The 24,359-nt window shown below is 57.0% G+C and carries 22 protein-coding genes and 1 other RNA gene; 10 read left to right on the top strand and 13 right to left on the bottom strand.

What is annotated here, in order from left to right:
* Positions 1–20: 20 nt before the first annotated feature.
* Both fnrA and DMX11_RS21200 read left to right on the top strand, forming a co-directional pair.
* Positions 21–755, top strand: coding sequence for a Crp/Fnr family transcriptional regulator FnrA (gene fnrA / locus DMX11_RS21205; protein WP_110746481.1), 735 nt, complete (start codon positions 21–23; stop codon positions 753–755).
* A gap of 55 nt (positions 756–810) precedes the next feature.
* Complete coding sequence (locus tag DMX11_RS21200) at positions 811–1,359, top strand: adenine phosphoribosyltransferase (protein WP_009683910.1); 549 nt, start codon at positions 811–813, stop codon at positions 1,357–1,359.
* 41 nt (positions 1,360–1,400) lie between these two features.
* Here the strand turns inward: DMX11_RS21200 and recR are convergent, their stop codons facing one another.
* The 3 genes from recR to dnaX all read right to left on the bottom strand — a co-directional run bounded on the left by recR (position 1,401) and on the right by dnaX (position 4,762).
* Positions 1,401–2,003, bottom strand: coding sequence for a recombination mediator RecR (recR, locus tag DMX11_RS21195; protein WP_003254304.1), 603 nt, complete (start codon positions 2,001–2,003; stop codon positions 1,401–1,403).
* A 296-nt stretch (positions 2,004–2,299) separates the two neighbouring features.
* Positions 2,300–2,635, bottom strand: coding sequence for a YbaB/EbfC family nucleoid-associated protein (locus DMX11_RS21190; RefSeq protein WP_016488349.1), 336 nt, complete (start codon positions 2,633–2,635; stop codon positions 2,300–2,302).
* Positions 2,636–2,698: 63 nt separating this feature from the next.
* Positions 2,699–4,762 (bottom strand): DNA polymerase III subunit gamma/tau, encoded by a 2,064-nt coding sequence (gene dnaX / locus DMX11_RS21185; protein ID WP_110746477.1) that lies wholly within the window; start codon positions 4,760–4,762, stop codon positions 2,699–2,701.
* A gap of 121 nt (positions 4,763–4,883) precedes the next feature.
* Here dnaX and DMX11_RS21180 point away from each other — a divergent pair, with 121 nt between their 5' ends.
* Positions 4,884–5,687, top strand: coding sequence for an ABC transporter substrate-binding protein (locus DMX11_RS21180; RefSeq protein WP_110746475.1), 804 nt, complete (start codon positions 4,884–4,886; stop codon positions 5,685–5,687).
* A gap of 162 nt (positions 5,688–5,849) precedes the next feature.
* Here DMX11_RS21180 and DMX11_RS21170 read toward each other — a convergent pair whose 3' ends face one another.
* Both DMX11_RS21170 and DMX11_RS21165 read right to left on the bottom strand, forming a co-directional pair.
* Entirely contained in the window at positions 5,850–6,125 is a 276-nt protein-coding gene (locus DMX11_RS21170; RefSeq protein WP_012051686.1) for a hypothetical protein, read from the bottom strand.
* Between the two features lie 363 nt (positions 6,126–6,488).
* Entirely contained in the window at positions 6,489–6,977 is a 489-nt protein-coding gene (locus DMX11_RS21165) for a DUF2938 domain-containing protein (protein WP_110746503.1), read from the bottom strand.
* A gap of 83 nt (positions 6,978–7,060) precedes the next feature.
* Between DMX11_RS21165 and DMX11_RS21160 the strand changes: the two genes are divergently transcribed.
* From DMX11_RS21160 to DMX11_RS21145, 6 genes are all read left to right on the top strand, one after another.
* Positions 7,061–7,480, top strand: coding sequence for a helix-turn-helix domain-containing protein (locus DMX11_RS21160; protein ID WP_110746470.1), 420 nt, complete (start codon positions 7,061–7,063; stop codon positions 7,478–7,480).
* A gap of 272 nt (positions 7,481–7,752) precedes the next feature.
* Entirely contained in the window at positions 7,753–9,045 is a 1,293-nt protein-coding gene (locus DMX11_RS21155) for a site-specific integrase (protein ID WP_110746467.1), read from the top strand.
* A gap of 623 nt (positions 9,046–9,668) precedes the next feature.
* Complete coding sequence (locus DMX11_RS25985) at positions 9,669–9,818, top strand: hypothetical protein (protein ID WP_158286181.1); 150 nt, start codon at positions 9,669–9,671, stop codon at positions 9,816–9,818.
* Positions 9,818–10,039 (top strand): hypothetical protein, encoded by a 222-nt coding sequence (locus DMX11_RS25900; protein ID WP_146230373.1) that lies wholly within the window; start codon positions 9,818–9,820, stop codon positions 10,037–10,039. The genes DMX11_RS25985 and DMX11_RS25900 overlap by 1 nt, the downstream gene beginning before the upstream one ends.
* The gene (locus DMX11_RS21150) at positions 10,036–10,512 is read left to right on the top strand and encodes a hypothetical protein (RefSeq protein ID WP_146230372.1); all 477 of its coding nucleotides are present in this window, start codon (positions 10,036–10,038) and stop codon (positions 10,510–10,512) included. The genes DMX11_RS25900 and DMX11_RS21150 overlap by 4 nt, the downstream gene beginning before the upstream one ends.
* A gap of 600 nt (positions 10,513–11,112) precedes the next feature.
* Positions 11,113–11,922 carry a hypothetical protein gene (locus DMX11_RS21145; protein ID WP_110746462.1) on the top strand — a complete coding sequence of 270 codons (810 nt, stop codon included), beginning with the start codon at positions 11,113–11,115 and terminating at the stop codon, positions 11,920–11,922.
* A gap of 354 nt (positions 11,923–12,276) precedes the next feature.
* On the opposite strand, the gene DMX11_RS21140 is transcribed toward DMX11_RS21145, so the two are convergent.
* The gene (locus DMX11_RS21140; protein ID WP_110746460.1) at positions 12,277–12,822 is read right to left on the bottom strand and encodes a hypothetical protein; all 546 of its coding nucleotides are present in this window, start codon (positions 12,820–12,822) and stop codon (positions 12,277–12,279) included.
* 263 nt (positions 12,823–13,085) lie between these two features.
* On the opposite strand from DMX11_RS21140, the gene DMX11_RS21135 reads away from it, so the two are divergent.
* A complete protein-coding gene (locus DMX11_RS21135) occupies positions 13,086–13,631 on the top strand; it encodes a recombinase family protein (protein ID WP_110746458.1) in 546 nt (181 codons plus the stop codon).
* A 543-nt stretch (positions 13,632–14,174) separates the two neighbouring features.
* Here DMX11_RS21135 and DMX11_RS21130 read toward each other — a convergent pair.
* The 7 genes from DMX11_RS21130 to DMX11_RS21100 all read right to left on the bottom strand — a co-directional run bounded on the left by DMX11_RS21130 (position 14,175) and on the right by DMX11_RS21100 (position 24,292).
* Positions 14,175–14,744 carry a hypothetical protein gene (locus DMX11_RS21130; RefSeq protein ID WP_146230371.1) on the bottom strand — a complete coding sequence of 190 codons (570 nt, stop codon included), beginning with the start codon at positions 14,742–14,744 and terminating at the stop codon, positions 14,175–14,177.
* The gene (locus DMX11_RS21125; protein WP_110746453.1) at positions 14,734–15,966 is read right to left on the bottom strand and encodes a hypothetical protein; all 1,233 of its coding nucleotides are present in this window, start codon (positions 15,964–15,966) and stop codon (positions 14,734–14,736) included. Before DMX11_RS21125 ends, DMX11_RS21130 begins: the two co-directional genes overlap by 11 nt.
* Positions 15,967–16,288: 322 nt before the next feature.
* An RNA gene (ffs, locus tag DMX11_RS21120) (signal recognition particle sRNA small type) lies at positions 16,289–16,385 on the bottom strand.
* Positions 16,386–16,611: 226 nt separating this feature from the next.
* A complete protein-coding gene (gene ligA / locus DMX11_RS21115; RefSeq protein WP_110746451.1) occupies positions 16,612–18,942 on the bottom strand; it encodes an NAD-dependent DNA ligase LigA in 2,331 nt (776 codons plus the stop codon).
* Positions 18,943–19,041: 99 nt separating this feature from the next.
* A complete protein-coding gene (gene zipA / locus DMX11_RS21110) occupies positions 19,042–19,935 on the bottom strand; it encodes a cell division protein ZipA (RefSeq protein WP_110746448.1) in 894 nt (297 codons plus the stop codon).
* Between the two features lie 205 nt (positions 19,936–20,140).
* On the bottom strand, positions 20,141–23,629 hold the full coding sequence (gene smc / locus DMX11_RS21105; protein ID WP_110746446.1) for a chromosome segregation protein SMC: 3,489 nt from the start codon (positions 23,627–23,629) through the stop codon (positions 20,141–20,143).
* Between the two features lie 3 nt (positions 23,630–23,632).
* Positions 23,633–24,292: a GntR family transcriptional regulator gene (locus tag DMX11_RS21100; protein ID WP_110746443.1), complete on the bottom strand. Its 660-nt coding sequence runs from the start codon at positions 24,290–24,292 to the stop codon at positions 23,633–23,635.
* Between the last annotated feature and the right edge of the window lie 67 nt (positions 24,293–24,359).

The following is a 24,359-nucleotide window of genomic DNA, read 5'->3' as shown; positions in this document are numbered from 1 at the left end:
TCCCACAAGGATCGATCCAAATGTCCGAGCCAGTCAAACTGCGCCCACACAACCAGGCCCATTGCAAGGATTGCAGCCTGGCCCCTCTGTGCCTGCCTCTTTCGTTGAACCTGGAAGACATGGATGCACTGGATGAAATCGTCAAGCGCGGGCGCCCGCTGAAAAAAGGCGAGTTCCTGTTCCGCCAGGGTGACAATTTCGGCTCGGTCTACGCCGTACGTTCCGGCGCCCTGAAAACCTTCAGCCTCAGCGACAGCGGCGAAGAGCAGATCACCGGCTTCCATTTACCCAGCGAGCTGGTCGGCCTATCGGGCATGGACACCGAGGCCTACCCGGTATCGGCCCAGGCCCAGGAAACCACCTCGGTCTGCGAAATCCCCTTCGACCGCCTTGATGAGCTGTCGGTGCAACTGCCCCAGCTACGCCGCCAGCTGATGCGGGTGATGAGCCGGGAAATCCGCGACGACCAGCAAATGATGCTGTTGCTGTCGAAAAAGACCGCCGACGAGCGCATTGCCACCTTCCTGGTCAACCTGTCGGCGCGCTTCCGCGCCCGTGGCTATTCCGCCAACCAGTTCCGCCTGAGCATGTCGCGCAACGAAATCGGCAACTACCTTGGCCTGGCGGTAGAAACCGTGTCGCGGGTGTTCACCCGCTTCCAGCAGAACGGCCTGCTGCGCGCCGAGGGCAAGGAAGTGCACATCCTGGACCCGATCCAGCTGTGCGCGCTGGCCGGTGGTGCAATCGAGGCCTGAGGCCGGTCTTTAGCGGGTATACTTGGGCATTCGTTTTCCCAGGATACCCGCAACAATGCACAGCGACGCCTTCGACCTCAAAGCCCTGATCCGCCCGGTGGTGGACTTTCCCAAACCGGGTGTGATCTTCCGCGATATCACCCCGCTGTTTCAGTCGCCGCGTGGGCTGCGCTATGTGGCCGACCAGTTCATCGAGCGCTACGTCGAGGCTGAATTCAGCCACATTGGTGCCATGGACGCGCGGGGTTTCCTGATCGGCTCGATCATCGCCCACCAGTTGAACAAGCCGCTGATCCTGTTCCGCAAGCAAGGCAAGCTGCCGGCCGACGTGCTGAGCGAGGGTTACCAGACCGAGTACGGCGAGGCCTTCCTGGAAGTGCATGCCGACAGCCTGTGTGAAGGCGATTCGGTGTTGATCTTCGATGATTTGATCGCAACTGGCGGGACCCTGCTGGCGGCAGCCAACCTGGTGCGTCGCACCGGGGCGCAGGTGTTCGAGGCGGCGGCGATCATCGACCTGCCGGAACTGGACGGCTCGCGCCGGCTGCAGGCTGCGGGTGTACCAACCTTCTGCCTGACCGAGTTTTCCCTCAGCGAGTACTGAGTTGGCTTTTGGGGCTGCTTTGCAGCCCCAGCATTTCTGAATCAGAGCGAAATTGGCCGACGCCCTGCAAAGGCATGGGCCAAGGTACCGCCATCCACCATCTCCAGCTCGCCGCCCAGCGGTACACCATGGGCAATGCGAGACGCCACCAAGCCTTTCTCGCTCAGCAATTGCGCAATGTAATGCGCCGTCGCCTCCCCTTCCACCGTCGGGTTGGTCGCCAGGATCACCTCGGTAAAGGTGCCCTGCTCCTCGATCCGCGCCATCAGCTGCGGAATGCCGATCGCCTCAGGCCCAAGGCCGTCCAGCGGTGACAGGTGGCCCTTGAGCACGAAGTAACGGCCACGGTAGCCGGTCTGCTCCACCGCATACACATCGGTCGGCCCCTCGACCACGCACAGCTGGGTGTCGTCACGGCGCGGGTCGGCGCACTGCGGGCACAGTTCCTGCTCGGTGAGGGTGCGACACTGGCGGCAATGCCCTACCCCTTCCATGGCCTGGGTCAAGGCCTGCGCCAGGCGCAGCCCGCCACTGCGGTCGCGCTCCAGCAATTGCAGGGCCATGCGCTGGGCGGTTTTCTGGCCAACGCCTGGCAAGATGCGCAGGCCGTCGATCAGTTGGCGGATAAGGGGGCTGAAGCTCATGGGAATGGCCTGACAAATCAATAAGAGGCGGTTTATACCCAGCGGGGGCGATGGCGTCAAATTACCTCGCCCAAAGCCTGCAAGGTCTGCTTTTTTGTGGGAGCGGCCTTGTGTCGCGAAAGGGCTGCGAAGCAGCCCCGGCACTCTATGCTGCAAAGCTGGAATCCGGGGGCCGCTTCGCGCCCCTTTCGCGACACAAGGCCGCTCCCACTTAAAGAGCAGACCGCAGCCGGGTTGAAATCTACGCAAAAAAAACGCCGCTGATATCAGCGGCGTTTTTTGGTATCGCAATGCCCTTAGAACGGCATCTTGAAGCCCGGCGGCAGTTGCATGCCGGCGGTCATGCCGCCCATCTTTTCCTGGCTGCTTTGCTCGATCTTGCGCACGGCATCGTTCAACGCGGCGGCGATCAGGTCTTCCAGCACTTCCTTGTCGTCTTCGTCAGTCGACATCAGGCTCTGGTCGATGCTAACGCGCTTGACGTCGTGACGACCGGTCATCACCACGCTCACCAGGCCACCACCGGACTGACCGGTGACTTCAGCGTTGGCCAGCTCTTCCTGCATCTTCTGCATCTTTTCCTGCATCTGCTGGGCCTGCTTCATCAGGCCGGCCATGCCACCTTTCATCATGGGGTATACCTCGATTGGGTCATGTGATGCGGCCCGGCCCAGGGCCAGCCGCATGGTTATCCGTTACTGGCCCTGATTGGCCAGGGCTTCTACAGGCTCAATAGTATCCTGCCGCACCTTGGCACCGAACAACTTGATCATCTGCTGGATCAACGGATCCTGCTCGATCGAGGTGATGGCGTCTTGCTGACGCTCGGCACGCTTGCGCGATGCAGCCTGGGCCGGGGTTTCCTGCTCGGGCAGGATCAGCTCGATACGCAGGTTCAGCGTACGCCCCAGGTGCTGGTTGAGCGCTTCGTTCAGGCGGCGCTGCTGGGTAGTATTGAACAGCGCGCCTTGGCCAGGGTCCAGGTGCAGCAGCCAATCATCGCCATCGGCAGCAATCAGTGTACAGTTTGCCGCGATGTTGCCTGTCATACCGGACACAGGCAACTGTGGGAATAATTCCAGCCATTGCAGGGCCAGACCGGTGGCCGGTTTGGCTGCTGGCAGCGGTTCGGCAGCCGACTTGGACACCTCTTCCTGAACATGCTCGGCCAACTCGTCCAGGTAGCTGAAACCAACCGGGTCGGTTTCACCGCCGTAATAGTCTTCGTCCAGCGGCGGCTCATCGTCGCGGTCCATGCCTACGGCAGCATAGGCGGACGGGTCGAAAGGTGGCGCGTCGTCTGCCGGGGCGGGCTGTGGCGCTGCGGCAGGGGCAACCGGCTCGGGCTTTTGCGCAGGTTCAGACGCTACCGGTGCGGGTGCAGCCGCTGGCTCTTCCCACGGCAGGTCGATCACCTCAGCGACAGGCTCGGGTACCGAAATGGCCTGGATCTCGGCCTGTAACTCAACGTCTGGCTCGGCCTCCGGCTCATGGTCGGCTGTCGCAGGTGCAGGCACCTCCAGCCGTGGTGCTGCCGCCTCAGGCTCTGCCGGCAGGGGCGCGACAGGCGATGAGGGCTCGACCGAGGCCGAAGCTGCCACCGGAGCTGCAGGATCAGCTGTGGCCTGGCTGATCCCCACTGGCTTTAGCACCGGTTTCGGCGCGTCGTCGGTATCGGCCGGGCGGAACGCCAGCATGCGTAGCAGGACCATCTCGAAACCGCCACGCGGGTTCGGCGCCAACGGCAGGTCTCGGCGGCCAATCAGGCCCATCTGGTAGTAGAACTGTACGTCCTCGGCCGGCAATGCCGAGGCCAGCGCCAGCACTCGCTCGCGGTCGCCCTGGCCATTGTCCACTGCTTCCGGCAACGCCTGGGCAATGGCCACACGGTGCAGCACGTTTAGCATTTCGGCCAACACGCCCGCCCAGTCCGGCCCCTGCTCGGCCAGGTTGCGCACAGCCTCCAGCAATGCCCGGGCATCGCCTTCGAGCAACGCTTGCAACACGCCATAGACCTGGCCGTGATCCAGGCTGCCAAGCATGGCCCGCACATCAGCAGCCAGCACCTTGCCTTCGCCAAAGGCGATGGCCTGGTCGGTCAGGCTCATGGCATCACGCATCGAGCCATCGGCCGCGCGGCCCAGCAGCCACAGGGCATCCGGTTCGAACGGCACGTTCTCGGCAGCCAGTACGTGACTCAGGTGCTCGACCACCCGCTCCGGGCTCATGTTCTTCAACGAGAACTGCAGGCAGCGCGACAGGATGGTGGCCGGCAGCTTCTGCGGGTCGGTGGTAGCGAGGATGAACTTGACGTAGGGCGGCGGCTCTTCCAGCGTTTTGAGCAAGGCGTTGAACGAGTGGGTCGAGAGCATGTGCACTTCGTCGATCAGGTAGACCTTGAAGCGCCCACGGCTCGGGGCATACTGCACGTTGTCCAGCAGTTCGCGGGTGTCCTCGACCTTGGTCCGGCTGGCGGCGTCGATCTCGATCAGGTCGACGAAACGGCCTTCGTCGATTTCACGGCACACCGAACAGGTGCCACAGGGGGTGGAGGTGATGCCGGTTTCACAGTTCAGGCACTTGGCGATAATACGGGCGATGGTGGTCTTGCCCACGCCACGCGTACCGGTGAACAGGTAGGCGTGGTGCAGGCGCTGGTTGTCCAAGGCATTGATCAAGGCCTTGAGCACATGGGTCTGGCCGACCATTTCGCGGAACGAGCGCGGACGCCATTTTCGTGCAAGAACCTGATAACTCATCGAAAAACCATCGTAGCCTGATCGAGCGAAAGATCGCTAATGCTAGCGGAGCGGGGGCAAAATTGCACCCTGTGCAACTCGTCTAAGCTTGGAATGGCGCATTGTCCAGGGAGGATTGCTTTTGCGAAGACTGCTGGCCCTGTTACTGCTGTGGTGTACCCACAGCCTGGCTGACCAGCCGGTGCTGCGCTTTTCCGTAGCCGAGAGCTGGAGCATGCCGCTGGTACGCATCGAAGGCGATCAGCCAGTCGAGGGGTTGCTTTACGACCTGATGCAAGCCGTTGCCAGGCAAGTGGGTGCTCGCCCCGAGTTCCACGTCATGGCCCGCCTGCGCCTGGAAGAGGCCATGAGCAGCGGCGATATTGATGTCCGTTGTTACGTCAGTACCCAATGGCTCAACGACCGCCCAAGGGATTTTGTATGGAGTATCCCGCTGATTCATCAGCGCGACGTGCTGGTTGGCCGCGCCGGCGACAGCCACCCGACACCCCCGGAGCAACTGCCACCTCAGGCGATCGGCACGGTGCTGGGCTACACCTATTCGACCCTGCAACCGCTGCTGGACCAAGGCCAGCTGCACCGCGAGGACAGCCGCAGCCAGTTGCTGGTGCTGCAAAAGCTGCAGGCCGGCCGGTATCGCCATGCGGTGAGCAACCAGTTGTCGTTGCAGTGGTTCAACCAAGGGTTGCCAGCGGAGCAGCAATTGCAAGCGCTGGCAGTGCTGGACGAACAGGATTTGGGGTGCATGGTGCGCAACGATCCGGCGATACCGACACAAGGGCTGTTGCGGGCGTTGGTAAGAATGAAGCAGTCGGGGGAGATCGAGCGGATTGTTCAGCGGTATGGGGGAGCGGGCGACCCGGACAACATGTCTGTGGCCCGGCCCGAAATACCCAGAATGCCGGCACACAGCCAGCGCAACTAACGCCCTGCTCATTTCGCGAACGCTTGCGCAAACACTGTGGGAGCGGGCTTGCCCGCGAACACCGGCATAGCCGGTGCCATCCACCGCGTTACATTCTTCGCGGGCTTGCCCGCTCCCACAGCATTGTGCGGCACACTCACAATCTCTATCACAAACTCAATGTCACCGGCCTTTACGCTCGAACGCCAAGCTGACCGCATCCGCCTGCCCCCAGGCAATCTGCATGGCCCGCAACCCATGCTCCAATAACTGCCTGGTTTCTTCGTCCTGAATGCGCTCAAGCGCCCGCCGGCTATCGCTGTAGGCGAACATCAGGTAGTGGGAAACATTCATCAACGCGAACTCCATCGGGACGATGCCTTCGCTGATCGCGCGGGAAAGGGATTTGCCTTGGGGAAGATCGAAGACGTGGGGTGGATCGGGGACCAGTTTTTTCATGACAGCTCCGTGTTGGCTGTGTTGTCCCCTTCTGCTTCCACACATTAGGGTGGCAACTGTACGCGGGGTGGAAGACCAGGCACACGGTAGACCCGGCAGGTACGAATACCTCCCGCGCACAGCCGCCAAAAATGACAACTGTCCCATGTGCCACCCAGGCTTCCACACCCGATCGCTGAACTGACAGCGACCGCGAAAGTCTAGTGGGCGAGGTTGACCGGGACAATCAGACGGGAGTCGACGGAACACGTAGGATAATTCGCTATGCCTGCCTGACGTGTAGGGGCTTTCCTAGACTGTTATCAGACCTATCTTAAAGTGGGCACTCTGATCATGTGCTTACTGTTATCGGGATCCCTGTCTTCACACCAAAGCCCGTAAATACGCACTCAAGAACAACCCCACACCAAACACAAAATGCGTGGCCAGACTCTTCAGGCAGTTGCGAGCAGGTGTCGGCGTCCTGGACGCAAAGAACCCTGCCCCCATCGCTGGCTGCATGAGGCAAAACGGCGCCACGACTGTACCCACACCCACAACTACTGCAGGTAAAAGAGTAGGCGACCGCAACCAGCCCTCCCCTACGATCACAACCAGCAGCATCGCGAAAAGCACGCCGGTGGCGTAGTGAATCACCCATCCCCACGCGAACTCATTTCGCACCGGTTCAGCTTTGGCAATCGCTTGGTGCGAAACACGCCCGCCTAGCAGGTGCCCCGCCCAACGCCCAACCATGGCAAAGTTCAGCGTTGCCACACCCAACCGCCTCAGCAGCAGCCCCCACAGGTCCATCACTACAGTGGCACCAATGCCAATCGGCAATGCAGCTAGAAACATCGCAGTAAACGCCATTTGAACAAGCCCTCGACGGTTGACGGTCATTACCATGCCGCGCAGCATAGAAGTTGAAGTCAACTTCAAGTCAAGGGCCCGAAATGGACATTGCCGACGTCGCCAAACGCACAGGCGTACCCGCATCGACACTGCGTTACTACGAGAAGAAAGGCTTGCTCAAGTCGCTTGCCGGGCAGGGGCAGCGTCGACAGTTTGCAGCCGATGTGGCAGACCGGTTGGCGCTGATCGCCCTGGGGCAGGCTGCGGGGTTTTCGCTGGATGAAGTCGGGGCGATGCTGGTGGACCTGCAGGTCGACCGGCAGATGCTGATGACCAAGGCGGACGAGCTGGATGCGCGGATCAAGCGGTTGCAGGCGATGAGCAAGGGGTTGCGACATGCCGCGCAGTGTCCTGAGCAGGATCATCTGGCATGCCCGAAATTCCAGCGGCTGATGAAGCTGTCGGCGGCGGGAGCATTGGGCGAGAAGCAGGGAAGAACGAAGGCGTTCGTTGCCGATTGAGGTTTTCCAACCCCGGAAATGGAGGCGGCCCCACCAGCCACACCCCGGCACTCGATGTTCCCGCTATGGCTGCTCCCTTCCGGGCCTGACCAGATGGCATGCAAGCATGCTCGGGAATCAATGCAGGCCTTATGGGGCAAGGGTTTCAGGCTGATGGGGTAGCATGCCATCTACACGTGCAGACACTCAGCACGGACTCGCAGAGATTGGGGTGTGACCAGAATTGTTCCACTCAATTGGTCCACTTTACTGGTCCACTCTGGTGTTCATTCATGGCCTACATCGTCCGCCGCCAGTCCGTTTACTACCTCAACCTTCGACTGCCAAAGCACCTGTTTCCCAACCGGCACACACTTCGAATTTCTCTGCGTGTACGTGAGCGTCAGGCAGCCCTCTTCCTCGCCTCTTCCTTAGCTCAGCAGGTGAACAGCCACCTGAGGGAACATCCTTTAACAGCTCCTCAGACGCTACGGGCGCTGTGTGAGCAATGGCGTGCAGAGATACCCCAACCTTCAATTACGGCTGCACCTCGGACTGCTCCAGCGGCTACCGCGAAGCCGAAAAGTGAAGGCCCAACCCTGGCCACCCTTTCCAAGCTGTATATAGATGAGGGTAAACGCGGTGGAACATGGCGACAAACCAGCACCGATGACATTGAACGTGCCCTAGCTGACCTGTTTGAGCTAATGGGTGACATGCCTGCGGTAGCCTTCGATGCCCAGCAAGCCCGCCTACTCAAAGAACGGCTTAGCCGCTGCCCCCAGTATTTCGGCTTACGGCCAGAGTTCAAGGGGAAGACATTAAAGCAGGTGGTTGAGTCGGGCAGCACCTACAAGACCATCACCGCCGTCACGGTGAACAACCGGCTGCGCAAGCTCACAGCATTCTTCAACTGGTGCAAGGTGAACAGGTACGTTGCTGAAAACCCTTTGGCGGGCATGAAGGTAATGACTGGCTCAGCAAAGGAAGCTCGACTGTCATTTGATCGCCACGATCTAGTGGCCCTGCTGGACCATGAAGCCTTGCGAAAGGAAGCCGTCAAACATCAGTGGCGATTTTGGTTACCACTACTAGGTCGATACACAGGGGCACGACTTGAAGAGCTATGCCAGTTGAGGGCTGATGATTTCATCGAGCAACAAGGTATCCAGTGCTTCCGTATTGATGACAGCTGTGAAGGCCAGAATCTTAAGAACACAGGTAGTCGGCGTTTGCTCCCAATCCACCCTATCCTTATCGACCTGGGGTTGTTACAGCACGTTGAAGCAGTCAAGGTGGCCGGTGCTTATCGCCTGTTCCCTGATCTGGTAGCAGTACGTGGGAAGCTGGGCCACGCTCCTTCTAAATGGTTTAGCAGGTACAAAACGAAGCTTGCCATCACTGACACCCGAAAGACCTTTCACAGCTTTCGCCACACGTTCATTGATGACCTTCGTGATGCAGCGATACAAGATTCATTAATCAAGCGCATGGTTGGACACGAGGATAGTTCAGTAACTTTTGGCATCTATGGCAGTCGGACCCCGATAGCGGCTATGCGGGAAGCTTTATTATCTATCAAATGACTCAACACAACCCCTAGAAGTTGAAATAAATTGCAGGAAACACATGTAACGTATTGACAAATGAGAATCATTCGTGACATAATGTACCATGTCAAGAGGTAAAAGCTTAGCACTTTGCTGGGTTTACTAGCTATCCTCTCAATACCTCTAACGTCGTCCCTCGGCGTTGTCGAACAACTGTAATTAATAGTCTTTCCTTTTCTTGGTTTGCAGTTGTTCTTGCCGCTGTGGCTCTCAACATGGTGGTATACATATTTCCTTTCCTCTCGTTCACTTCATTGTGGCGAGAGGTTTTCTTTTGTCTGTCAGAACATTCGTTCGATAGACACCATTACACTTATATATCTCGGAGGTTTTATTAATGAAAAAAGTACTTCTATGCCTAGGCTGCAATGGCAGTCTAGAACACAAGAGAATTGATGCGAAAACGTGTTCAGGTAAATGCCGGTGCAAAATCTGGCGTGTCAACAAAGAGAAGTCAGTGCTGGTAAGCTTCCGTATGCCAATAGTGCTGCATACCGATTTGTTTTTAGCAGCCCATGCATGTAATCAAGGTGTAAATGCTTATCTCAACAATGTGGTTAGTGATCATCTGACCAACAACTATTCACAAGGAACCTAAAATGACCAATAAAGAGATTTACAAACAAATTAAGCACTATAAAAGTCTTCGTCAAGCAGCAGCCTGTACTGGTAACCGTGCAGAAGGTCAGCGTTGTAGTGACCTGATTGAAATGTTGTCTGGATACTTGGTAGGAGGAACATTCAAATAATGAACGTGGATGCATTCACCAAAGGTATAAAGCGAGCTACAGTTCAACGTAAGCAACAGCAAACGAAAGCTGTAAACACTCCAACTAAACCAACCACACAAAAACAAGCAGTAAAGCCCGTTGCGCAGCAACAGCTTACATTCAACCTTGAATCATACCGACTGGACATTATCAGTAAGGCTATTGCACACATAATCAAACAGAGAGGAGCTACAGCGTGACAGACAAGATTAAGATTACGGGCACTCCGGCGAAATGGTCGGATGAAGAGTTCAACCGACGTGTTGACGCTTGGGTTAATGTATATCATCAAACTGAACGAAGCATGGAACTGGTACAGGCACCATTCGGTCATGAGTTTCTACAGCGTGTCATTGATAAAGCCAATGCAGGTTACACTGTCACTTCGAAGAAAGACGTGAAGCACTCACCATTGGATTACAGTACCTGGATGGTCAAACCATTGGAACAACAGCAGGCTGACATTGAGGAAATCAAGAAGGATGTAAAAGCTGAGTATGTTGCATATCTGGAATCTGAGCGTGAGCGTTATCAACAACTTCTTCGTCAACAACTGATTCGGGCTCAGGAAGAAAAAGATCGTAAAGCTGCCGAACAGGCAAAAGCAAAGCAGATGGCTGAGATTGAAAAAGAAGTGCAGGCATGCTACAAGCCGCTTGAGATTCCAGAGTAACCACCAATACGACCTGGGTCAGTAACATGAAATTAACAGGATGCCTACTACTGGTTAACGCTGGTGGTGGGCTTTTTTGTGCCTAAAGAAAAGTGGTGGTGATCCGATGTTCATTGAGGATTGTTCTGTGGGTTGCTTAACACACCTTCCTAGATCAATGAAAACATCCCAATTATCAACAGATAAGACGCTTTAATCTCATCCACTACCAAATGCTATGGGTCGTGTGGCAGGAAGGCGTTAAGAGAGCGATTCTGAGCGTTTTCTTTGATTTTTCCAACTAGGGTAGCGGGTAGAGGTTAGGATCGCTGTATGGGGCTCTATGGGGCTTGCAGAGGCTTTATGTGTGATAAATGAGAATTGATTTTATCTAAATAAGAATTGCTTGCATTTGAGTCCGGTTTCGTGTAGAATTCGCAACCTCAATCCAGTACGCCCCGGTGCAACGCACCCATCTCCACACGACCACGTTCTTCAGACGAATTGTGCATCGTAGGGGCTTTTGCCGTGCCTGCGATTTGAGCAAGCACACCACCACACACACATGGCACCACCCAAGAGGAAATGCCTATGAATTGAACATGAAAAAGGAGAATCACCATGCAGCATGCTGTCGCCCTAAATTTTATCGCCAACGCGACCACCCCAATAACCCTGCTTACATCCTCATCCCAAGCCAGTCATTGCCACACCAGTGTTATCGATGGTTTCAGGGTCGATAAGCATACTGGAGAAATCTATGGGCAGTTCGTCACATCACCCCTCCAGACCAACATCGAGCGATACCCCGGCGGGATTCCACGATCTGCAGACAGTCAGACTCAGTACAAGCATTTGATGGAAATGAAGAAAGTCTGCAACGTGGTGCATGTAGATTTTGGAGGGGCGAAGGCTGAAACCCCAACACCCGTTATCGATATACTCACCCCAAAGCCGAAACGCGGTCCCAAGCCTAAATTATTCTTGAACCCATTTGCGGCGATCATCAAAAAGGCAATCAGCGAGAATGCCCATTGGGTTGAAAATGCCGTTATGGCAGGTACTTACATTGCTGCCGGAAGCAGCAATGGAAAGCTGAACATTCGACCGAACTACGTCCGGAAGGTCATAACAATGGCAGTGATTTCGACTGAAGCGATTGAGAGTAGCACCACCTTCCGCAACCACGACCTAGAGCCCATTAAAGAGCGCTATATTCGTTACCTTGCTGCGGCAGGCCGTGTTGCAATTCATAGCATCGAGCGGTATTTGAACACTCATCCATCAGAAAAGCTTCGCTTGGAGAATAAGGTTTTAGAGTCACAAGCTCAGAATGAGGAAGGCGACATTGATGAAGATGGGTATATGACGGACGGAACTGTTGATCTGGAGTGCCGCATGGAGCTACGATTGAATTACGGCAGGATATAATAAGAGAGCGAAGCGAACGTGCTGTTCTTCTGTGGAGATTGTCCACAGGATAAGCTTTCTTCAGGGTGTACACCCTGCAATAAATAATCTAGGAAAAATGGAAGAGGAGATAGGTACAAAACCCATCAAAATAAAGAGATCATTACTCATAGCTTCGCTATGAATATTGCTTTCCTGTACTGAATACAGAAGACAGATCAAGAGCTTGGTAGGCTGTCTGCCTCCCTATTGAAAAGCATTCACTCACTTCGTTCGCTCACCTGCGATCACTGGAATGTACTGATGGTATCTTCTGGTGTGACCTGTGTAGTCGGAGACGAACATCATCAGTATCATTGCTTGAAAGACCAGTCTTCACTTGACTGACAGGGTTGAGAGGACTGTTTGAAGGCCCATTTCGGCTACCAAACCTGATAGCTTGACGAGCTCCGCTAACTCTGACTCGGTATAATTCGGTTCGATATTGTCAGTCAGCAGCCACCGTTGAACCTGCTTCTCTCCAGTATGGGTATATGCAGAAAGTGCACTCCAGTGTTGATAGATTGCCCCATGGGCATCAACGTCGGCCGCTTTGCCTAGCGCCCTCAGCATGCTGGCCATATCCAGCTTGGTTCCAGAATGGATATAGCTTTCTATAGCTTCGTCGGTAGCGACATGGCAAAGCCAAAGCCCTCTAATCGTGGACTCTACCAGCGGCCTCAGCAGTGCAAAAGCAGACGCTTGTAGCGGAGGGTTGCATGACAACAGTATTAAAATTGAGTTGTGGTGCTGTTGGGATATGGCAAAGCATGCAGCACAGAGTTTCGACCTAAGGTCTGTATTGATATGGCGACCATGAAGGGCTTCAGCAATCTCAAAAGCTCTACTCCTGGCTTGATCCAGTTGTGTCCTTTCCACCATGGTGACAAATCCTTCGTTGTGACGTTCGATTGCCAGCTAGGTTAGCGCGGGGTGTCAGCGATAACAATCAAGAGCTCTAATGATGTATCACCTCGGCAGATCGAGAGATTGAGTTCAAATGGGTGTACTCTAAAAAACACAGATGCGTGAATACATCAGCACCCGGATACGTTGAGTAGAAATGTATTCAATAGGATTGATTTGAGTCTATGAACACGAGATACTGCCTACATCTAGAGGCTATTGAATACAGGCAGGCAGACATGGCACACGTTGCGTACATCCGGGTCAGCAGTGAAGACCAGAACACCGACCGTCAGCTTGATGGCATTGCTGTAGATCGCACATTCACTGACAAGGTGTCAGGGGCAACCACTGAGCGTCCAGCACTGAAAGAGATGCTGAGCTATGTTCGTGATGGTGACACCATCCATGTTCACTCGATTGACCGTCTGGCTCGCTCGCTGGTTGACCTGCTGGCACTGGTTACTGACCTGCGCAAAGCAGGTGTGTGTGTTCACTTCCACAAAGAATCTTTGTTGTTCACTACAGAGGTGAACCCTACACAGGAACTCATGCTGAGCATGATGGGTGCTGTCGCTGAGTTTGAACGAGCCATCATCAAGGAACGTCAACGAGAGGGCATAGCGAAAGCGAAAGCCAAGGGTGTCTACAAAGGTCGTGTGAAAAAGGTCGATGACCAAGCGATACGTGATGCGATGAGTCAGGAAGGTGCGTCATTCCGTAAAGTAGCTGCCGACCTGGGCGTAAGCCTCAGCACTGTACAGCGAGCAATGAAAGCAGCATAAGGCTCACAGCTTCGAACTGAGAACGCTCGACACCAACACATACCAATACCTCACAGACCAATCGCCCCGCCATGACGCCTCTACGGTGCTGTGGCGGGGCGTTCTTGTTTGTGTTGCCAGCCATGTAGGGATTTCATGGAAATTGACTTACTCCTACCCTGGCCCGTGGTTTGCGGTCGAGCAGTGGTGCTGTATCGCAGGGATTTCGGTCTGTGCAAAATTCTGGTTTGACTCGAAACCAAACCTGAAATCACGGGGGAATTGGTTTTTTGACAATAGGGTTTAGGTTTACGCGAACAAACCTACAGAGCCTGACCATGGGCAAAGCCACTACTGCTGCCGACACCCTTGTACTATTCCAATTCAATCAGATAGGTATCCGAGCAGCGATTGCCCGTTTACGCTCAGGACAAAGTTAACCGTGAGATATAGTCACGATGAGGCCGCTTTAAAATGGTCTCAAGCACCGAGCCTGAGATTGCGGAAACTTTACTCCATCATTACCCAAGACATATAGCCATCGAAAAGTCTCAGGACGAATCATTAACCGGACTCCAGCTTAATAATTTTATCCTTCCCAAATGCCACAGCCTTATCAGCCTTCGGATCATAAAACCAGATCAAATCCGTGGTTCTACCCACAGAGCAGAGCCCCTTTTTAACTCCACCTTCGTATTGAACCGAAGCCAGAGTACACACAGACTTAAGGTGAATAGCAAACTCACCACCAATTTGCCTTCCACTTGCAAATGAAGACACTGTGGTGTCATACAGAACCCATAGCAAAGCAACAATCGAGACTCCATGCAGGACATTAAATAATGCTGTCTTATTAGCCATCATCCAAGTACGTAACGGCCCCACCAATAGGCAAACCCCAGCAATCACTGCCATGCCTAAAAAGTAGGGGAGCAATAACAGCAAGTCCTTGGAAAGCTCAGAAAAAACCAGTAGCCCACCATCATATAATGCTTTCTGGAAATCTATGGAAACAACTTCAGGCTCTACACCCAACTCTCGATAAAGTTCTTTACTTTGAACTACTCCTGCTGCATATGCGGACGCCGTAAGAAGAAACGTCGCACTGAGTGATTCAAGCAATTTACTTACCATTGTTTGGGTCTCCAAACACCCTGATCGCAGGAATACCAAATTGGAAGTCTTCAATGGCCCTTGTATCCACCAAAGGCAATGAAAGCGCAAGACCGGATTGTATTTTATCGCTATTTCGCTTCACACTTGCTTTATGAAGCTGCTTGGAGTTTTTGGAAATGGAACGCACAGCCTCACTCTGCTTTTTAACCTTTTTCTTAGGAGCTCTAAATATGTCTTTCACCATATCCGACGGAGTAATTTTTTCATCCACAGCAACAGGATTCGAAGGCAATGTATCGAAATCACTAGCCTGCGCATGCCCAGCGAGAATCAGTGTTAATGCTACGCATAAAATAGCCGCTTGAGCTTTATCAGCAAACCCGTTAAGCGGTATTCGACTCCACAAATCTCCGGGCGAACCGAACTCCGCTTTTGTTGTTGAAGAAAGTACATCCAAACCGATCTCAAAATTAAGCAACTTACGGATCGAGTTAAGATCAACAACTCCATTTATCTCAATCTCTTTAGCAAACTGCTGCATTAAAGAAATATTTTGAAGCAGCCCCGCAACCAACAGATTGTTAACATCATTCCTTGTAGTAATCTTGTTAGAAATATAAAGGAAATGCTCATCAACAAAGAAGGGATAAATAAGGTGATAAAACTTATCCCAATGCTTACGCAGGTCAATAATTGTTTGCTGACCTTGCAATGTCTTCTTTACCGCATTAGGCAGTTTGCTACGTGAAAACTTAGGCCCCCACACCACCTCCCTACGAACAAGGTGATTTAATTGCGGAGCAGGATTGAGCGCTTTCTGCTCAGGACTCTGATCAATTAGTACAGGACTTGAGTCAAGATAGGCCGCACTAGAGCACACACCGACAATAAGTGCATCACCATCAGCAGAAACTATTAAATCACCGACCTTTATCTTTGATGCAAAAGTATCGAACTGATGAAGCTTCTTTGTACCGCTACCATTGAGCTTTCTAACATTCTTCGTCCCCTCTACGATCTTCGAATACTTAGCCTTCCTCTTAATCAGGCGCTGCACTTCATCGTAGACAGGTAAATCTTCAGACTTCCCACTCGAGTGTTCATAAACATCATCTAAATGACCAATCGAAACCAGCGAGTTTTGCCTAAAATGCTCGACAAACTTCCCGCCTGACGCTCTGACGAGCCAAATATTTGTGTTTTTGTCGCGATATGCCAGCTTCAATTTATCAATATTCATTTGGTTCCCTCCATGCTGCCGGAGACAGTAACTCAAATAGAATATGCTGGCAATCAGCCTCTAGTGCTAGCCACCAATGATTTGACGTAGAGGACGAGAGATGGACCAGTGTCAGTTCGAATAAAGGGATACAGGAAAAAAGGAAGCAATCCCATCAACCTAGCGCCCCGAGAGCAACATACAGTTGCTATAGATACAAAGACGTGTTCACGGTAGGATCGACAGCACAGTGCACCACTGAGGTGTACTACTGCACTGGTCCACTTCGAGATTTTTGAGCGAGAAAACCTTGAGAATTCAAGGAATTGCGTAATGGAGGCGGCCCCACCAGCCACACCCCGGCACTCGATGTTCCCGCTATGGCTGCTCCCTTCCGGGCCTGACCAGGTTAACGGGTAATCAATGCGGGGGGACCGATGGGGCCACCACAACATGCCTCGCTGAGCAGCGAGTGGCGCCATTGTACCGGTCTTTGGGGCAGATACAACCACTGGGACAGAAAAAGTCATCATTTCTCAATGACTTGTCAGGGTCGAGACGGCCTGGACGGGCCTCTTCGCGGGTAAACCCGCCCCTACGGGCGACCGCGCAGGCTTTTCATATTTTGAGCAAGACAGTTGCCCCCCACAGAGGGGGGCGGGATGCCTAGACTGCTATGCCCTGTTCGGCCAGGAAGGTAACGAAGGTATCTTCGTCCAGTACCTTCACACCCAGCTCAGCAGCCTTGGCCAGCTTGGAACCTGCCCCCGGCCCTGCCACCACGCAGTGGGTCTTGCCGGAAACGGAACCGGCAACCTTGGCCCCCAGGCTTTCCAGCTTGTCCTTGGCAATGTCCCGGCTCATGCGCTCCAGCGTACCGGTCAGCACCCAGGTCTGGCCGGCCAGCGGCAAGCCTTCGGCTACCTTCTTCTCGCTGCTCCAGTGCATGCCGAACGCCAGCAGCTGCGCTTCAATGTCCCGGGCCAGTTTCTGGTTCGCTTCATCCTTGAAGAACTCTCGCACTGCGTCGGCCTGCTTGGCCGCCAGGGCCTGGCGCAAGTCGATGCCGTCGGCGGCGATGATCTTGTCCAGGCTGTCGAGCTTGGCCACCAACTTCTCGGCACCGGTCGGGCCGACGGAGGCAATGTCGAGCTTGGCGATCATCCCGGCCAAGGTGGTGCTGGCGGCAAATTCGGCAGCCAACTCGCCCTCGTCCTGCAACTGCATACCGCTGTCGAGCAGCTGCTGGATAACTTTCTGGTTGTGCTCGTCTTCAAAGAAATTGTGGATCTCGTAGGCAACTTCGAGACCGATGTCCGGCAAATAGGTCAGCACCTGCGGCAATGCCTGCTGCACGCGCGCCAGGCTGCCCAGCGAGCGGGCCAGCACCTTGGCAGTCTCCTCGCCGACATCCGGGATGCCCAGCGCGTAGATGAAGCGGGCCAGGCTCGGGCGTTTGCTGGCTTCGATGGCATCCAGCAGCTTCTGGGTAGAGACCTCGGCGAAGCCTTCAAGGCCGACAACCTGCTCGAACTGCAGCTTGTACAGGTCAGCCGGCGAGCCAATCAGGCCCTCGTCCACCAATTGCTCGACGCTTTTCTCGCCCAGGCCGTCGATATCCATGGCCCGACGCGATACGTAGTGAATGATCGCCTGCTTGAGCTGGGCGCCACAGGCCAGGCGACCGACGCAGCGGTACACCGCACCTTCGCTGGTGGTTTCCTTGCCTTTGCTGCGTTTGACCAGCTGGGTGCGCTCGACCTGCGAACCACACACTGGGCACTCGCTTGGCACCTCTACCGGGCGGGCGTCTTGCGGACGGCGCTCCAGCACCACCTGCATCACCTGCGGGATCACGTCGCCGGCCCTGCGAATGATCACCGTGTCGCCGATGCGCAGGCCCAGGCGGGCGATTTCGTCCATGTTGTGCAAAGTGGCGTTGGACACGGTCACACCGGCCACCTTGACCGGCTTCAGCCGCGCTACAGGCGTTACTGCACCCGTACGACCAACCTGGAACTCGACGTCCAGCACCTCGGTCAGCTCTTCCATCGCCGGGAACTTGTGGGCAATCGCCCAGCGCGGCTCACGGGCGCGGAAGCCCAGTTCGCGCTGGGCGGCCAGGCTATTGACCTTGAACACTACACCGTCGATCTCGTACGGCAGGCTGTTACGCCGCTCGCCAATGTCGCGGTAGTAGGCCAGGCATTCTTCGATGCCGGCCGCATGCTTGAGCTCGCGGCTGATCGGCAGGCCCCAGGCCTTGAGTTGCTCGAGGATGCCAATATGGCTGTCGCCGATGCTTGCGGACAGCTGGCCGACGCCATAGCAGCAGAACTCCAGCGGGCGGCTGGCGGTGATTTTCGAGTCCAGCTGGCGCAAGCTGCCAGCGGCGGCATTGCGCGGGTTGGCGAAGGTCTTGCCACCGGCTTCGGCCTGGGCGGCATTGAGCCGGTCGAAACCGGCCTTGCTCATGTACACCTCGCCGCGCACCTCCAGCACTGCCGGCCAACCTTTACCCTGCAACTTGAGCGGGATGTTGCGCACGGTGCGTACGTTGGCGCTGATGTCTTCGCCAGTGGTGCCGTCGCCCCGGGTGGCGCCCTGCACCAGCTGTCCGTCGCGGTACAGCAGGCTCACGGCCAGGCCATCGAGCTTGGGTTCGCAGCTGTAGTCGACCGCGCCCGGCTGATCCAGGCCTTCTACCACACGGCGGCCGAACTCACGCAAGTCGGCTTCTTCGAAGGCGTTGCCCAGGCTGAGCATGGGCACTTCGTGGCGCACCTGGCTGAACGCAGCCAAGGCAGTTCCACCCACACGCTGGGTGGGCGAGTCGGGGGTTACCAGGTGCGGGTGTTCGGCTTCCAGCGCCTTGAGCTCGTTGAACAGACGGTCGTATTCGGCATCAGGCACGCTGGGCTCGTCGAGCACGTAATAGCGATAGTTGTGCTGGTCGAGCTCGGCACGCAGTTCGTGGATACGGGTTTCGGCGGTCATTTATCAGGATCTCTTGCAAAGCAAAAGAGCAGCACTGGGCTGCTCTTGCACTTGAAACAGGGTGGGCAGAACCAGGCCAGGCCTGCCCACTTGGGCAGATCAGCGCTTCTGGGTCAGCGCACGGCGCTCGAACTCGACGATGCGCTGGCGGTAGTGCTCGATGGTCTGGGCGGTCAGCACGCTACGCTGGTCGTCCTTGAGCTCGCCGTTCAATTCGTGGGCCAGCTTGCGTGCTGCTGCCACCATCACGTCGAAGGCCTGCTTCGGATGACGCGGGCCCGGCAGTCCGAGGAAGAAGCTCACCGCACGGGTGCTGAAGTGGTCGATGTCATCAAGATCGAATACACCCGGCTTGACCGCGTTGGCCATGGAGAACAGCACTTCGCCGTGACCGGCCATGCTCTCGTGGCGGTGGAAGATGTCCATTTCACCGAAGCGCAGGCCGCTTTCGAGAATATTCTGCAGCAACGCAGGGCCCTTGAAGCCACCCTCATCGCGCGAGATCACGCTGATGACCAGCACTTCCTCGGCCGGCGGCAGCTCCTTGACGCTGCTGCTGGCGGCAGGCGCTGCATTTCCGCGGGTATTGTCAGCGGCAAAGTCCTCGTCGCTGTCGGCGAACAGGTCGGGCTCGCGCGGCTCGGCGCTGAGGTTCAGGTCGCCCTGCTGTGCGTCGGCAGCTGCGGTGGTGCGCTTGGCACGCTTGCTGGCCTTGGCCGGCTTGGGCTCGCGCTCGCGGTCACGCCCAGAAGCGCTGAGCGAAGGCAGATCGCTTTCGTCCAGCTCAGGCTCCTTGTGGGTGTCCAGCACCCGCGACGGGCCGAGCACTTCGGCACTGGCGCCTTCTTCGTCCGGCAGGTTGGAATAACTGCGGTCCAGACGGAATTTCAACTTGCCCTTGCCGCCGCGCATGCGGCGCCAGCCGTCGAAAAGAATACCGGCAATGACAATGATGCCGATGACGATCAGCCACTCGCGCAGACCGATTTCCATGTAATCCCGTGCCTCTATAAAAATATGCTTGAAAACAAAGGGTTCAAAGCCCTTTAACACGTGGCGCCAACTCTATGTTCTGACAGGCGTTTTACCCACGCAAAAAACGAGTGACATTAAGCTAGCACGACCAAAGACAACTTTACACCGTCTGTCGCACATGGCGGGGGCATTTCGCTACAGAATGTGCCCCCATCGTCGCGCATCAAGCATCGACCATGGCCATGGCCGCCTCCACATCAACAGCGACAAGCCGTGAACAACCGGGTTCATGCATGGTCACCCCCATCAATTGGTCCGCCATCTCCATGGCGATCTTGTTGTGGGTGATGTAGATGAACTGCACGCTTTCACTCATTTCCTTTACCAGACGCGCATAGCGCCCGACGTTGGCATCGTCCAGCGGCGCATCGACCTCGTCGAGCATGCAGAACGGTGCGGGGTTCAACTTGAAGATGGCAAACACCAGCGCCAATGCGGTCAGTGCCTTTTCGCCGCCGGACAGCAGATGGATGGTGCTGTTCTTCTTGCCCGGTGGTCGCGCCATGATCGTCACCCCTGTATCGAGTAGATCTTCGCCCGTCAGTTCCAGATAAGCGCTGCCACCACCGAAAACTTTTGGGAAAAGTGCCTGTAATCCGGCATTTATCTGATCAAAGGTATCCTTGAAGCGGTTGCGGGTTTCCTTGTCGATCTTGCGAATGACGTTTTCCAGCGTCTCTAGCGCTTCAACCAGGTCGGCGTCCTGGGCATCCAGGTAGCGCTTGCGTTCGGACTGCTGCTCGTATTCCTCGATGGCCGCCAGGTTGATTGCCCCCAGCCGCTGGATACGCGCCTCAAGCTGCTCCAGCTCCTGCTCGGTGCCCTGCTCGCTGGCCTCGGCCTCCAGGGTGGCGAGCACGCCTTGCAGGTCGTAACCGTCGGCCAGCAACTGCTCCTGCAGGGTCTTGCGCCGCACATCCAGGCCCTGGCACTCCAGCCGCAGCTGTTCCAGTTGGCCACGCAGCAACTGAGCCTGCTGCTCGGCCTGGGTACGGCGCTTTTCGGCATCGCGCAGCTCGCGGTCCGCTTCATCCATGTGCAGGCGGGCCTGGCGCATTTCCTCGTCGACGCTCATGCGCAGTTCCAGCAGCGCTTCCAGCTTCAGGCGCAGCTCTTCCTGCGGGGCTTCGCCCTCTTCCAGGTTCAGGCTCAGCTGTTCCTGGCGCTCGGTCAGCCGCGCGGCTTGCTGCTCCAGGCGCTCCAGGGCCTGCCGGGTGGAATCGTGCTGGGCCCGCAGCGAGCCCAGGCGCACAGCCAACTGGTGGGCGTGATCCTTGTGCTGGCGGGCCTCCTGGCGCACCCGGTCAAGGCTTTCGCGCAGGGTGTCACGGCGGGCCATCAGCTGCTCGCGCTGTTCGGTGTCCTGGGCCATCAGCTCCAGGGCTTCTTGCAGCAGCAGGCGGGCCTCGCCCAGTTGCTCGTGCTCCAGGGCGCGCTGTTCTTCCAGCTCGATCAGTTCTTCCTGCAGGCGCCGTCGGCGCAGTTCAACCTGCTCGGCACGGGCGCGGCTGCCAGAAAGGTTGGCCTTCAGCTCACCGTGCAGGCGGTTTTCTTCCTGGGTACGGCGGCGCAGTTGTTCGCGCTGTTCTTCGAAGTCCAACTGCTGTTCGCGCAGCGCGTGCAACTGTTGATCAAGCTGCTCCAGCGCCGCCTCCTGAGCCAGTTGCTCCTCGCCCAGGCGTTCGATTTCCTGGCCGCGCGCCAGCACGCCGCCTTCGGCCTCACCCCCGCGCCGTACCCGCAGGAACTGCCGGCCAACCCAGTAGCCGTCGCGGCTGACCAGGCTCTGCCCCTCATCGAGCGAGGCACGCTGTGCCAGCGCCTGGGCCAGGTCATCCACAGGCTTGATCTGGCCCAGCCAAGGTGCCAGGTCGACACGGCCTTCGACCTTTTCCAGCAGGCTGCCGGGCAACGAGGTACCGGCGCCGCTTGCCACCAGCAGGCGCAACTCGCCCTGTTCCAGGCCGGTGAAATCGAGGCCGTCGAAGTCATCCACCAGCACGGCCTGCAAGTCAGCGCCCAGCACGGTTTCCACCGCAAGCTCCCAGCCCGGCTCGACCCGCAACCCCTCGGCCAGGCGCGGTTGTTGCTCCAGGCCTTGGCCATGCAGCCAGTCAGCGGCCCCTGCCCCCGGTTCCAGGGCGGCCTGCTGCAAGGCCTCCAGCGAGGCCAGGCGGCCGCCCAGGCGCTGCAGGTCGCCCTGTGCCTGCTGTTGGGCGTGAGTGGCCTGCTGCAGTTGCTCGCGCAGGCCTTCCAGGCGCTCGACCACCTGTTCTTCGGATAACTGCAATTCCTCCAGCAGCATTTCGCTGCTGGCCAACTGCTCGGCCAGTTCGAGCATGGCGGCGTCCTGGGGATCACTGCCCAACTGCTCGCGCTCTTCGCCCAGCTTGCGCTGGCGCTCGGCCTGGCGCTCCAGGCTGGTTTCCAGCTGCTGCAGGCGCGCCTGCTGGACTTCGGCTTGTCGGCGCGGCTCGGCGGAACGGTTGTTGAAACTGTCCCACTGCTCCTGCCAGCCGTGCATACCCAGCTCCGCCTCTTCCAGCGCGGCAGCGGCTTCTTCGGCAGCGGCCAAGGTCATTTCCTGCTCAGGCTCGAGCATGGCCAGCTCTTCGCCCAGAGTTGCCAGCAAGGTGCGGTCGTGGCCCAGGTGCGATTCGGTTTCCAGCCGTGTCCGCTCGGCTTCCTTGAAGTCGTCCTGCAACTGGCGCAGGCGCTGCTGGCCATGCTGGATACTCTGCTCGACCCGGGCGATGTCGCCAGCCACCGAATAGAACCGGCCCTGCACCTGGTTGAAGCGTTCGGACAGTTCATGATGGCCGTCACGCAGGCGCTCGATGCTGGCATCGGCATTGCGCTGCTCGGCCACCAGCGCCTCGTGGGACACGTCCTGGTCACCGATCACCGCCTCACGCTGGCGCACCCGTTCGTCCAGGTCGCGCCAGCGCAAGGCCGACAGGCGCGCTTTCATCTGCCGCTCCTGAGCCTTGTACTCACGGTACTTCTCGGCCGCCTGGGCCTGCCGGTGCAAGCGCTCCAGCTGGCGCTCCAGCTCTTCGCGCAGGTCGGTCAGACGCGCCAGGTTTTCCTGGGTGCGGCGGATGCGGCTCTCGGTTTCGCGACGGCGCTCCTTGTACTTGGAAATGCCGGCGGCTTCCTCGATGAAGTTGCGCAGCTCCTCGGGCTTGGCCTCGATCAGCTTGGAGATCATGCCCTGTTCGATGATCGAATAACTGCGCGGCCCCAGGCCGGTACCCAGGAAGATATCGGTAATGTCGCGCCGGCGGCACTTGGTGCCATTCAGGTAGTAGCTGTTCTGCCCGTCGCGGGTGACCTTGCGGCGGATGGAAATCTCGGCGTAGGCGGCGTACTCGCCAACCAAGGTGGTTTCACTGTTGTCGAACACCAGCTCGATGCTGGCCTGGCTGACCGGCTTGCGACCACTGGAGCCATTGAAAATGACGTCGGTCATTGACTCGCCGCGCAGGTTCTTCGCCGAACTTTCGCCCATCACCCAGCGCACCGCGTCGATGATGTTGGACTTGCCGCAGCCGTTGGGGCCAACCACGGCCGCCATGTTGCTGGGGAAATTGACCGTGGTCGGGTCAACGAACGATTTGAAGCCGGCCAGCCGAATGCACTTCAGGCGCATTGGTCAGCCTCGGGCCAGTGCCGCCAGCACCAGCTCGCAGCTGCGCTGGCCATAGGCAGTCAGCACTTCGCGAATGCGCGGCAGGTCGCGGGCGACCACGGCTTCGAGCAGGCGGGCGAACAGGTCGAGGTAGTCGATCATGTTGGCCTGGCGCTGGTCCAGCGACAGGTAGTAGGCGCGGCTCATGGCCGGCTGCAGGTTCTCTACGGTTTCCTGCAGGAACGGGTTGTCGGCGAACGGGTAGGCCGCACGCATCACGGCAAAGCTGTCAGCGACAAAGGTCTTGATGTCCAGCTGGTCGTGGGCACGCTGCAGGCGCTGCTGAATCTCCAGAAACGGGCGCAGGTCGGCTTCGGTGCGCCATTTTTGCGCAACCGCGTTGCCCAGCAGGATGTAGAACTCGCCCATCAAGGAACACAGGCTGCGCACGCTGCGCTCGTCCAGTTCGGTGACATGGGCACCACGGCGCGGCAGGATGGCTACCAGGTGGCGACGTTCGAGGATAAGCAGTGCTTCGCGCACCGAGCCGCGGCTGACATTGAGCGCCTGGGTAACCTTCAGCTCCTGGATACGCTCGCCTGGCGCCAGTTCGCCGCGGATGATGCGTTCGGCCAGGTAGTCGGCAATCTGCTCGGAGAGGCTGTCCGGGGCCTTGAACGTCATGGTTTTCCTTCAAAATCATTGAACTGGGCACAAGTGGCGGATTGTAGCGTACTTGGGCGGTAATCGC

This window comes from Pseudomonas sp. LB-090624, from assembly GCF_003205205.1.
Lineage (GTDB): Bacteria > Pseudomonadota > Gammaproteobacteria > Pseudomonadales > Pseudomonadaceae > Aquipseudomonas.
This window is presented reverse-complemented; position numbering and strand designations above follow the sequence as displayed.

Coding starts and splice junctions, on each gene's coding strand:
- fnrA (WP_110746481.1), top strand. CDS start 21: ATGTCCGAGCCAGTCAAACTGCGCCCACACAACCAGGCCCATTGCAAG.
- DMX11_RS21200 (WP_009683910.1), top strand. CDS start 811: ATGCACAGCGACGCCTTCGACCTCAAAGCCCTGATCCGCCCGGTGGTG.
- recR (WP_003254304.1), bottom strand. CDS start 2,003: ATGAGCTTCAGCCCCCTTATCCGCCAACTGATCGACGGCCTGCGCATC.
- DMX11_RS21190 (WP_016488349.1), bottom strand. CDS start 2,635: ATGATGAAAGGTGGCATGGCCGGCCTGATGAAGCAGGCCCAGCAGATG.
- dnaX (WP_110746477.1), bottom strand. CDS start 4,762: ATGAGTTATCAGGTTCTTGCACGAAAATGGCGTCCGCGCTCGTTCCGC.
- DMX11_RS21170 (WP_012051686.1), bottom strand. CDS start 6,125: ATGAAAAAACTGGTCCCCGATCCACCCCACGTCTTCGATCTTCCCCAA.
- DMX11_RS21165 (WP_110746503.1), bottom strand. CDS start 6,977: ATGGCGTTTACTGCGATGTTTCTAGCTGCATTGCCGATTGGCATTGGT.
- DMX11_RS21160 (WP_110746470.1), top strand. CDS start 7,061: ATGGACATTGCCGACGTCGCCAAACGCACAGGCGTACCCGCATCGACA.
- DMX11_RS21155 (WP_110746467.1), top strand. CDS start 7,753: ATGGCCTACATCGTCCGCCGCCAGTCCGTTTACTACCTCAACCTTCGA.
- DMX11_RS25985 (WP_158286181.1), top strand. CDS start 9,669: ATGACCAATAAAGAGATTTACAAACAAATTAAGCACTATAAAAGTCTT.
- DMX11_RS25900 (WP_146230373.1), top strand. CDS start 9,818: ATGAACGTGGATGCATTCACCAAAGGTATAAAGCGAGCTACAGTTCAA.
- DMX11_RS21145 (WP_110746462.1), top strand. CDS start 11,113: ATGCAGCATGCTGTCGCCCTAAATTTTATCGCCAACGCGACCACCCCA.
- DMX11_RS21140 (WP_110746460.1), bottom strand. CDS start 12,822: ATGGTGGAAAGGACACAACTGGATCAAGCCAGGAGTAGAGCTTTTGAG.
- DMX11_RS21135 (WP_110746458.1), top strand. CDS start 13,086: ATGGCACACGTTGCGTACATCCGGGTCAGCAGTGAAGACCAGAACACC.
- DMX11_RS21130 (WP_146230371.1), bottom strand. CDS start 14,744: ATGGTAAGTAAATTGCTTGAATCACTCAGTGCGACGTTTCTTCTTACG.
- DMX11_RS21125 (WP_110746453.1), bottom strand. CDS start 15,966: ATGAATATTGATAAATTGAAGCTGGCATATCGCGACAAAAACACAAAT.
- ligA (WP_110746451.1), bottom strand. CDS start 18,942: ATGACCGCCGAAACCCGTATCCACGAACTGCGTGCCGAGCTCGACCAG.
- zipA (WP_110746448.1), bottom strand. CDS start 19,935: ATGGAAATCGGTCTGCGCGAGTGGCTGATCGTCATCGGCATCATTGTC.
- smc (WP_110746446.1), bottom strand. CDS start 23,629: ATGCGCCTGAAGTGCATTCGGCTGGCCGGCTTCAAATCGTTCGTTGAC.
- DMX11_RS21100 (WP_110746443.1), bottom strand. CDS start 24,292: ATGACGTTCAAGGCCCCGGACAGCCTCTCCGAGCAGATTGCCGACTAC.